The organism is Streptomyces sp. BR123, from assembly GCF_013401435.1.
Taxonomy (GTDB): Bacteria; Actinomycetota; Actinomycetes; order Streptomycetales; family Streptomycetaceae; genus Streptomyces.
The window spans coordinates 1-9,746 of sequence record NZ_JACBGN010000265.1 but is presented as its reverse complement, the minus strand read 5'-3'; the positions used below and the strand labels follow the sequence as shown (position 1 = coordinate 9,746).

7 protein-coding genes are annotated in these 9,746 nt (G+C 73.2%); 3 read left to right on the top strand and 4 right to left on the bottom strand.

Annotated features, from left to right (window positions below; all coding sequences use genetic code 11):
• The coding region (locus HYE82_RS29110) for a transcriptional regulator (protein ID WP_179177166.1) at positions 1–1,940 on the top strand (1,940 nt) is incomplete at its 5' end.
• A gap of 283 nt (positions 1,941–2,223) precedes the next feature.
• Here the strand turns inward: HYE82_RS29110 and HYE82_RS29105 are convergent.
• A complete protein-coding gene (locus tag HYE82_RS29105) occupies positions 2,224–3,228 on the bottom strand; it encodes an acyltransferase (RefSeq protein ID WP_179177165.1) in 1,005 nt (334 codons plus the stop codon).
• A gap of 1,101 nt (positions 3,229–4,329) precedes the next feature.
• Between HYE82_RS29105 and HYE82_RS29100 the strand changes: the two genes are divergently transcribed.
• A complete protein-coding gene (locus tag HYE82_RS29100; RefSeq protein WP_179177164.1) occupies positions 4,330–4,941 on the top strand; it encodes a hypothetical protein in 612 nt (203 codons plus the stop codon).
• Between the two features lie 212 nt (positions 4,942–5,153).
• The gene (locus HYE82_RS29095; protein WP_179177163.1) at positions 5,154–5,828 is read left to right on the top strand and encodes a hypothetical protein; all 675 of its coding nucleotides are present in this window, start codon (positions 5,154–5,156) and stop codon (positions 5,826–5,828) included.
• 186 nt (positions 5,829–6,014) lie between these two features.
• Here the strand turns inward: HYE82_RS29095 and HYE82_RS29090 are convergent, their stop codons facing one another.
• The 3 genes from HYE82_RS29090 to HYE82_RS29080 all read right to left on the bottom strand — a co-directional run bounded on the left by HYE82_RS29090 (position 6,015) and on the right by HYE82_RS29080 (position 9,444).
• Positions 6,015–6,710 carry a hypothetical protein gene (locus HYE82_RS29090; protein ID WP_179177162.1) on the bottom strand — a complete coding sequence of 232 codons (696 nt, stop codon included), beginning with the start codon at positions 6,708–6,710 and terminating at the stop codon, positions 6,015–6,017.
• Positions 6,711–6,866: 156 nt separating this feature from the next.
• A complete protein-coding gene (locus HYE82_RS29085; protein ID WP_309144484.1) occupies positions 6,867–8,513 on the bottom strand; it encodes an ABC-F family ATP-binding cassette domain-containing protein in 1,647 nt (548 codons plus the stop codon).
• A 403-nt stretch (positions 8,514–8,916) separates the two neighbouring features.
• Complete coding sequence (locus HYE82_RS29080) at positions 8,917–9,444, bottom strand: hypothetical protein (RefSeq protein ID WP_179177160.1); 528 nt, start codon at positions 9,442–9,444, stop codon at positions 8,917–8,919.
• Positions 9,445–9,746 lie beyond the last annotated feature (302 nt).

Genomic DNA, 9,746 nt, shown 5'->3' with positions numbered 1-9,746 from the left:
CCCACCGCCTCTTCGCCGACCGCGCCGCCGCCGTCCACCCCGGTTTCACCCCCGAAGGCGACCCCGCCGCCGTCGCCGAGATCTGCGCCCGGCTCGACGGGCTCCCGCTCGCCATCGAGCTGGCCGCGGCCAGGCTGCGGCTGCTCACCCCGCGCCAGATCGCCGACCGACTCGACAACCGCTTGCGCCTCCTGACCAGCGGCGCCCGTACCGCCCTGCCCCGCCAGCAGACCCTGCGCGCGGTCGTCGACTGGTCCTGGGACCTGCTCGACGACGACGAACGCACCGTTCTGCGCCGCCTCTCCGTCTTCGCCGGCGGCTGCGACCTGTCGGCCGCCGAGGCCGTCTGCACCGACGGCGGTGACGATGCCCCGGACGTCGCCGACCTCCTCGGCTCCCTCGTCGACAAGTCCCTCGTCGTTGCCACAGCCGACTCCGACGGCCACGGCATGCGCTACCGCATGCTCGAGACGATCCACGAGTACGCCGCCGAACGCGCAGCCGCGCACGCCCCCGACCGCCACGCCACCGCCGGCCGCCACGCCGCGCACTTCCTGGCCCTCGCCGAGGAAGCCGAGCCCCTCCTGCGCTCCGTCGACCAGCTCAGCTGGATCCGGCGCATCGAGACCGAGCTCGACAACCTCCGCGCAGCGCTCCTGCACACCACCACAGCCGGCGCCACCGAGGCCGGCGAGCGGTTCGCCCTCGCCCTCGGCTGGTTCTGGTGGCTGCGCAACTACCGCAGCGAGGGGGCCGAATGGGCCCGACGGGTCCTGGAGACCCTCCCCGCCGGGCCGCCCGAGGGCACTCCCGCGTACTGGCGCTCCATGCGCCTGCGCATGCTCCATCTCTTCCTGCTCGCCGAAAGCCAGGCACCCGAGGAGTTCCGCACCCCCGAGAACATCGCCCTGGTCGGCCGTCTCCGGCAGGCCTTCCGGGCCGACGGCCCCGAGACCGCCCGCTTCCCCGGCATGCTCTGGCCGATGACCACCCGCCTCACCGGCAACGTGCTCGACCTCCGCGAGGGGCTCGACAAGGCGGTCGGCAACTGCCGCCGTCACGGCTGTGACTGGGAACTGGGCATCGCCCTCCTGCTCCGCACCCACCTGGCCATCGACGTCACCGGCGGCCTGTCCACCGTCGACGCCGACCTCGCCGAACTCCACGAGATCGCACGTCGGGTCGGCGACCGCTGGACCCGCGCCCAGGTGGCGAGCGCCGCCGGCGAGGTCGCGCTCTCCCGCGGCCGGTACGACCTGGCCCGCGCCGAGTACGAGGAGTGCCTGCGCCTCGCCCGCGAGGTCGGGGCCCACACGGAGGTGCCCTTCACCCTCGCGCGCATCGCCGAGTCCGCCCTGTGCTCGGGGGACTTCGCCGGCGCCGGGCAGCTGGTGGCGGAGGCGGCCCGCGAAGTCGACCGCCACGGCGGGGTGTACGACGCCCGGGCCTACGCAGGCATGCTCTCGAGCCTCCTCGCCCTCATCTGCGGGGACCTCGGGCGGGCCCGTGCCGAGCACGGGCTCGCCCGGGCCGCGGCCGAAAGGTTCTCGGCGCCCGCACAGCTCACCGCGGGCCTCGACAACGTCGACGCCGTGCTGATCGCACGCGAATCCGGCCCGGACGCCGGCCTCGCCGCCATCGGCCCGGCCCTGGCCGCGGCCGTCGCCGCGCACTGCGCGGAGCGCGTCCTGGCCTCGCTCACCGACACCGCGGCCGTGCTGCTGGCCCGGGCCGGCCGTGCCGCAGAGGCCGTACGGGCCCTTGCGGCGGCCACCGCCTGGCGCGCGGGCCACCCGCGCTCGGTCCCGGAGCAGGCCGCCGTCGCCGCGCTCCCGGACGACACCCGCGCAGTGCTGGGCCCCGACCGCTACCAGGAGGAGGAGACGGCGGGCGCCGCACTCTCCCCGGCCGAGGTCGTCACCCTCCTCACCGGCAGCTGAACCCGCCCCGGCCCGGCGTGCCGGTCCCGGCGTCACCAGCGCGGGGCCGGGGCCCGGTTCGGGCTCCGTGCCCGCCCCGCACGGCGTCAGCGCGTTCGCGAACGTCGCCGCCCTGCGCCCCGGCGGCCGCGTGGCCCTGCTCTGCGCCGCCGAGCCCGGGGGCAACGAGTGGCTGACCGCGCTGACGGCCCCCGGCGGCCTCCTCCCGTTGGAGGGTTCGGCACATCCGGCGGCTGGGACCGGGGCGCGACGCAGCGGATGCGGCGGCGTTCGGCTGGGGCCGTCAGCGGGCCGCGGGGATGCGTTCCGCCTCCGGGGCGGGCGGCTGCGCCGGGATCGAGGAGACCACCGCCCGGCGCGGGGTACCCCCGCGGATGTCCTCCAGCCCGCGGCGCAGGCCGGTGCGCAGCAGCCGGCCCAGGCGCTCGACCAGGCGGTGGATGACCCAGGCGAGCACGGTCATGACCGCCGTCACGCCCAGCACGAGCGGGACGGGTGCTACGACGTGGCGGAGGTGGTGGATGAGCGTCAGCCCGGCCCTCATGTGGATCAGGTAGAGCGGGTACGTGACCGCTCCGGCGTGCGTCAGCCAGCGCCACCGGATGCGGTCGAAGGCGCCGAGGGCGATGCCGGCCATGACGAGGAACCCGCAGGCGATGATCGCGTGCGCCGGCCACGCGGGCGTCTCGAAGGCGGCGGTGCGCCCCAGGTTGGTGATCATGCGGTGGACGTGGCTCTGCGCGAGGAGGAACTGGAGCCCGGCGATGGTCCACAGGACGGTGTTGGGCCCGAAGCGGCGCATCAGGTAGAACGCCGTCCCGGCGATGAAGTACGGCGAGAAGGACGGTATCGCGAAGAAGGACAGCAGGCCGTTGCCGGCCGTGGGCGCCACGATGCCGGCCAGGGTCCAGACCGCGCAGAAGACGACGCAGTTGCGGTAGGTCACGCCGCGCAGGATGACGATCGCGAACAGCACGTAGAACTTCAGCTCGACGAAGAGGGTCCAGTACGCGTGGTCGATGTGCGGCACTTTCATGCCGCCCTGAAGCATCGACAGGTTCACCACCACATCGCTGAACGCCTTGACGCCGCGCACCTCCGGCCAGACGAACAGCACCGTGGAGGTGAAGACCACGGCCGCCCAGTAGGCGGGGAAGAGGCGGGAGACGCGGGAGACCGCGAACTCTCCGGTGGTGCGGCCCCAGGCGCTCATGCAGATGACGAAACCGCTGACGATGAAGAACAGCTCGACGCCGAGCCAGCCGTACGCGGCGCACTTGCTCGCCACGGGGAAGACGGCGGCGGCCGGCTGCCCCCAGGCGCTGTCCAGGGCGAGTAGTGGTAGCAGAGCACGGCGAGGGCGGCGGTGATCCGGACGCCGTCCAGTGCTGCCAGGCGGCCGCCGCCGCCCGCCTCGGCGCTGCGGGCGGGGCTGCGGCTCCGCCCGGACGGTCTGTGGGGTCGGGATCTCGACTCACTCATAGCGAGGCACTGTAAAGCTCACGTATTGCAAGGCTTTGGCCATGGATGAGGGGGCGGCGCAGGGCAGCGCCCAGCGTCCGGCCGTGCTCTCTCCAGGGACGCAGGGCGTCGCGGTCCGCCGCGCAACGGCGCCCCCGCCGACCGAATCCGCAGGAGCTGGTCGAGGCGGCCGGGCTTGGTGACGAGCTTCGTCACCGGAAGGCGGGCGGACAGGTTCGGCAAGAAGCGGGTCCTCATTGGGACTGCCGGCCGGTCTGGCGGAGTCTCGGCCTTCTTGCCGCCTGACCTCTGCTCGGTCCCGGTCCGCAGGTTCCGCCACCGGCGGCTCGTCGAGATCCGCTCGTCCGTCGCCACTGTGTCCCTGCGCAGGCGGCGCAGATCCGCCGATCCGCATCGAGGGCGGTCTCCCAGGCCTCGACCTTGAGCCACCGCTGCCGCTCGTCACGCGCTCTTCACGTAGTCATACCGACCATTCTTCCCCGTGAACGGGCCGCCCTGGCGTCGAGTCCCCCACCTCTGCGGACAGCCCTGCACTGCGACTCGTACCCTCGGTGAACTCGTCCCGGTCGGCGACTGGGTATCGGTGCCGGTGTCCGGCGGTGATACGGCCCTCGCGCCCCGGAAAGGAGATCGTCAAGCAGTAGACTCGTTCCGCAACACGACGCGAAGGGGCACTCGGTGGCGCGGGTTGCGGTGGTCGGCGCGGGTATCAGCGGGCTGGGCGTGTGCCTGGCCGCCTGTGCCGTTGACGATCCCTTCGCCATGAGGGCCCGTGCCCAGGTACGCCACCTCCCGCGACCGGCCGACGACGCCTACGGCAGCGACGGGGCAGCGCACGAGTGGCCGCACGGGCGGCGACGGGGAAGGCGGCGGGCGGGTGCCGGGCGGGCAGGGAAGGAAGAGGGCAGTGCGCTTCACCGACCGGTCCGACGATCTGGAACACCCGGCCGTCGACGGGTTCCTCTCGGCCGTGGACAGCGCGATGAACAGCAACACCCTGCTGCTCAAGTTCGCCGTGGACGTGCCGGTCACGGCGGAGAACCAGCAGCGTGTACTCCACGCCTTCCTGCGCAGCGGACTGTTCGAGGAGATGATGTACGCCGCCGACCGTCGGCGCGACTGGTACAACCTGTCGGACGACTGGCACGCCGATGAGATCCCGACGGAACGTCCGCTGTTGCGTGACGGGTTCCGCGCGACCGGCAGCCCCCTCGACGCCGCGGGTTTCACGGCACGGCTGCGCTGGATGCTCTGCGAGGCGTTCAGTCCCTACGGCCGGCATTTCGCCGCGCCGGAAGCGGAACGACTGGTCGGTGAGTTCACCCGGCAGTTGCTGGGCCGATCCGGGCGCGCATGGCTGTTCGCCGCCGTCGAACCGGATTTCCTGCGCTCGACCGGCTACTTCAGCGGGGAGGAGCCGCTGCGGCCGGCCTACTTCGACGGCGGCGACTGCGACACGGCCACGTTCATCCACCGTGACCAGGTCTGCTACTTGCTCCTGACCAACGGCAGCCCCTGAAGGGGAGCCGCCCGCCGGGGAACGGGGGCGGGCGGTCCTCCCGCGAAGGGGCTGCCGCACGTTGTCTCATTTGCGCCCCACGCCTTCTGATCGGTCCGGAGAATCGCAGATCGCAACAGGCGGTGATCGAACGCGCTGCCGGTGACCCTTGAGTCCCACCCCCGGCGCACGGCGGTCAGCCGACCCCCCACGGCAAGTGAGAGGTACCACGAATGACGACACACCGCGCCCAGCGCCGTGCAGCCCGCGCACTGTCCCTGACGGTGGCGGCCTGCGCAGTCGCGGCGGCGACCAGCCTGCCGGCGTCCGCCGCCGAGCAGCCGACGCGGCAGCAGCTCATGGCGGACTGCAGCTCGGGCGAAGGCAAGTGCACGTTCAACTCGCCCAAGCTGGGAGAGGCCTACCTGGGCGAGTTCCGCCAGGTGTCGAATTCGCTCTTCAACTGCACCACGTCCGACGCCACGCAGACGATGACCTGGGACGACACGGTGGGATCCACCGACGAGCTGGGTGTCTCCGTCACTGCCGGCGGCAACATCGCAGGCATCGTCGACCTCAGCATAACGACGAATTACAGCCACAGTTGGTCGAGCAGCCACTCGGAGAGCAGCTCGCTCAACATGACGGTGAAGCCCGGCGAGGTGGGCTGGATCTCGCGCGCCCAGGTGATGCAGAAGGTCTCCGGTACCTGGCAGACGCACTACGACAGCCCCAAGTGGGGCCACTACTACTGGTTCTTCCAGGACACCATCACGGGCCCGGCCAAGAACGGCACCGACGGCAAGAGCAACGCGGTGGTGGTGAAGACCCGGAAGATGACCGCCGCGGAGAAGCGTTCCTGCTCCGACGGCTCCCGCAAGGGCCGTACGGTCGTCCAGGCGCGCTGAACAGCGGCTCGCGCATGACAGCGGCTCGCACATGACACCCGCTCACGCATGACACAGGCTCGCGCATGACACAGGCCCTCCGTCCCTGCCTCCTGCAGGGACGGAGGGCCGCTACGGGCATTCGGCAGGGAGCGAGGCGGCACCGCCGGCCCAGCCTCCGACGCCGGCGGGCGGGCTCTCCGCGCGTCACGCGGGGGCGGCGCCGTTCCTCGACTCGCCGCCGCGCTGCGACTCGAGCGGTTGCCCGTGCGCAGCACCGTTCCTTGCCTGCGGCACCGCCCACATCGGCAGGTTCGGGACTTCGGCGGAAGCGAGTTTCAGGACGAGCGCGGCGCGAAGCTGCGAACGCAGTCGCGGGTCCTCCTCCTCTCCCAGCAGCCGGATCGCCGCTTCGATCTCGCGCTCGCGCCGCATGTCGGTGCGCAGTGACTCGGTTTGGGCCCGCATGTGCTCCATGGCCTTGTCGGCACGCCGATGGGCGAGGTGGCCGATCACAGCAGATACGGCGCCGGACGTGCTCGTCGCCGCAGCGGCGTACAGATCTCCCGTGGTCTCCGCCTTGAGGATGCCCAGCACCACGCCGCCCAGGAGCACGAGAACGCCCAGGCCGGAGCACGTCAGGCTCAGCGCGGTGCTGCGGCGCGCCTGGGTGAGCCCCCAGGCGTAATACTCGATCAGCAGTTCCGCGAACTTGTCGTCGTCGATCCGCTGCGTGCCGGCACGGGGCACGGACGCACCATCGGGCGTTGCTCCGCCTTCGCCGACCTCACCGGTCGAGTCCCCGGCCGACTGGGGACCGATGATGATCGCGCGAAGGCGCTTGCTCTCCGAACTCGCTTCGGACCGCAACCTCTCCGACAGCCAGCGCGAGAGGAAACTCATTCCGGTAAGTGCCGCTGCGCCCAGTACAGGGGCCAGGAACTCAACGCCCAACTCTTCAACTCCCCCTGGCGATGGGCTCCAGATCCTACGCGCGTACAGGGTGCCGTCACAGTCCCCACGGGATACGGGACCGGCGTTCGACAGCCGGGGCGGGCGTCACGGCGCGGGCGCGCCCAGGGGCAGCCGGAGGCGGGTGCCGTGGAAGCCCTCCCGGGTCCGCCGGTCGTGGGTGACGACCACCAGGGTGCCGGTGTAGCCGGCCAGGGCGGCGTCGATCTCCTCGACCAGGGCGGGGGACAGGTGGTTCGTCGGCTCGTCGAGCAGCAGCAGGTCGAGCGGACCGGCCGTCACGAGCCGGGCCAGTTCGAGCCTGCGCCGCTGCCCGACGGACAGCTCCCGCACCCGGACGGCCAGGTCGGCGGCACGGAACAGGCCGAGGCCGAGCAGCTCGCCGGCGTGGTCCTCGGGGCGTCCCGGCCGGCCGGTCGCGAACGCCGCGAGCAGCGTGCGGCCGTCGGCGGCGCGTTCGCAGGGTTCCTGCTGGCGGAGGAACCCGACCCGCTGCGGTCGGCGCACCACACCGGAGTCGGGCGCGAGTTCCCCTGCGAGCACCCGGAGCAGGGTGGTCTTGCCCGCGCCGTTGGGGCCGGTGACGAGCAGCCGCTCCCCGGGGGCGAGCCGCAGCGTCGGAACGGACAGCCGGCCCGCCACCCGCACGTCCTCCAGGTGCACCGCGGCGGACCCGGCCGGCGCCGGGTGCTGCCCGGCGTCCGGCGCTCCGTCGATACGGCCGGCGAACCGCAGCGGCTGCGGGGGCGGCGGCACGGGGTCGTCGGTGAGCCGCTGGAGCCGCTCCCGCGCGTTGCGGATGCGTCCCTGTGCGCCGTGGGAGCGGGAGCGCGCCCGGAACGCGCCGGCGCCGCTGAACGCCCACGGCCCCTTGCGCGGGATCTCGGACAGCAGCCGGATGTTGGCGTCGGCGAGCCGTTCCTGCCGGGCGACCTCCTGGCGCCATTCCTCGTGTTCCCGCACCCACCGGGCCCGGTCCGCCGCCTTGGCGGCGAGGAGGCCGGCGTAGCCGTTGCCGTGGCGGGTCACCGTCCGCCGGTCCTGGTCCACCTCCAGGACGGTGGAGGTGACGCGTTCCAGAAAAGCGCGGTCGTGGGTGGCCGCGACCAGCGTGCCGCGGTGACGCCGCAGGTGGTCCTCCAGCCAGGCCACGGCCTCGTCGTCGAGGTCGTTGGTCGGCTCGTCGAGCAGGAGCAGTTCGGGGGCGGAGGCCAGCGTGGCGGCGAGGGCGAGGCGGGAGCGCTGCCCGCCGGAGAGCGCGTCCAGGCGGCGTTCCCGGTCGAGGGGCGCGCGCTCGCCGAGCCGGCGCAGGATCGTTTCGACGCGGCGGTCCGCGTCGTGTCCGCCGCGCGCCTCGAACTCGGCCACCAAGGCGGCGTACCGGTCGAGTCCGCCGGGTGCGGCCGCGCCGAGCGAGGCTTCCGCGGCCCGGATGCGCCGTTCCAGGGTCCGCAGTTCACGCAGGGCGTGGTCGACGGCGTCGCCCACGCGGGCGGAGGCGGGCAGAACGGGGGCCTGGTCGAGGTGGCCGACGCCGCCGGGCGCGACGACCGTCAGGCTGCCGTCGTCGGCCTGCTCCAGTCCGGCGAGCAGCCGCAGCAGCGTGGACTTCCCGGAGCCGTTGTCGCCGACGAGCCCTGCTTTCTCCCCCGGGCGGACGGTGAAGGAGACCCGGTCGAGGACGATGCGGTCGCCGTGGCGCCGGGTGACGTCGGCGAGGGCGATCTGGGACACGGCCGGAGGGGCGGCCTGGGTGGCGGCCCGGGTGGCGGTGGTGCGGTGGACGGGTGCGGCGGGGGCCGACTGCAAAAGCGCTCCTTCGGTGGGCGGCACGGTCGCGCGGCAGGCGGTTGCGGGGTGGCACGGCCCGGCGCCTGTCGACGGCCATGACAATAGACGAGACGTTTCGTCTCGTCAAGCGCGTCCGCATCGTTGCGTGGTCCTGCATGCCCTTGCCCTGAGCCGCAACGGGAAGGCCGACCGCAAGGAACTGGCGGGCCCCCATCGAGGCCCGCATGTCCCTCCACAACCGCACGCTGAACCCCGAGTTCGCCTCACGCGGACGGGCAAGGGTCGCCACCCCCCGGCGGCATGCGCCCGGACGCGGCGGTTGCCCAGCCGTGCCCGCGCCTCCCGCTCAGCCACCCGCCCCGGAAGGGGGAGCCGACGGGTCGTGGCCGTGCGGCGGTCGCTGGCCGGGGGCCTGGTCGCCGGTGCGGGCGAGGGTGGTGTGCAGGTGCCGAACGGCGTCCTCGGCGTCGTGGAGTTCGTCGGGCGTGGGGAGGGCGGCGCCGAAGGTCTGCCGCCGGCCGGCGGCTGGGACGGCGCGCCAGGTGAGGACGGGGGAGAGGGCGGCGCTGGCACGTGCGAGGAACCAGGCCAGTGGGCCGTGGGTGCGGGCGAGCGTGACGGCGAGGACGGCGAGGGCCTCGCGGAGGTGTTCCAGGCGTTTGATGACCGGCAGCGCGTCCTGCTCGGCAGCCGGGCGGACGACTTCCGCGAGGCCGGCGGCGGCGGTGCGGGCCAGCGCCGCATCCCCGGAGGTCAGCTCCCACAGACCGTTGCGGAGCTGCGTCTCGGCTTCCGTGACGAGGTCCGCGATCTGCGCGCGCATGCCCGTGTCGGCCGGGCGCGGGTCAGAGGGATGCGTGTGGTGCGGGGGCATGGACGCTCTCTTGGTGAGGGCGGTGCATCCGCCTGCGGATCGGGCGTGGCCGCGGGGGTCCGCAGGTGGTCGGCCGCCGGCTCTGCGCGTTGTGCGGCTCGACGGAGCGCCGCCTGCCGTCGGTGTGGCGTGCTGGTGGGGTCCTTCAGGTGTGGAGACGGCTGTTGGTGCCGTCGTGGCCGTCGGCGGTTTCGTCGTTGAACCAGTAGTCGCCGGCGGCGAGGTAGCGGAAGGAGTGGGTGCCGTGGGCGGGCAGCGTGACGCTGGCGGCGCGGGTTCCGTCGCCGCGGGCGGTGAGGGGG

What these genes read in the sequence shown, in the direction of transcription:
- HYE82_RS29095 (WP_179177163.1), top strand. Translation starts at nt 5,154, where the DNA reads ATGACGACACACCGCGCCCAGCGCCGTGCAGCCCGCGCACTGTCCCTG.
- HYE82_RS29090 (WP_179177162.1), bottom strand. Translation starts at nt 6,710, where the DNA reads ATGAGTTTCCTCTCGCGCTGGCTGTCGGAGAGGTTGCGGTCCGAAGCG.
- HYE82_RS29080 (WP_179177160.1), bottom strand. Translation starts at nt 9,444, where the DNA reads ATGCCCCCGCACCACACGCATCCCTCTGACCCGCGCCCGGCCGACACG.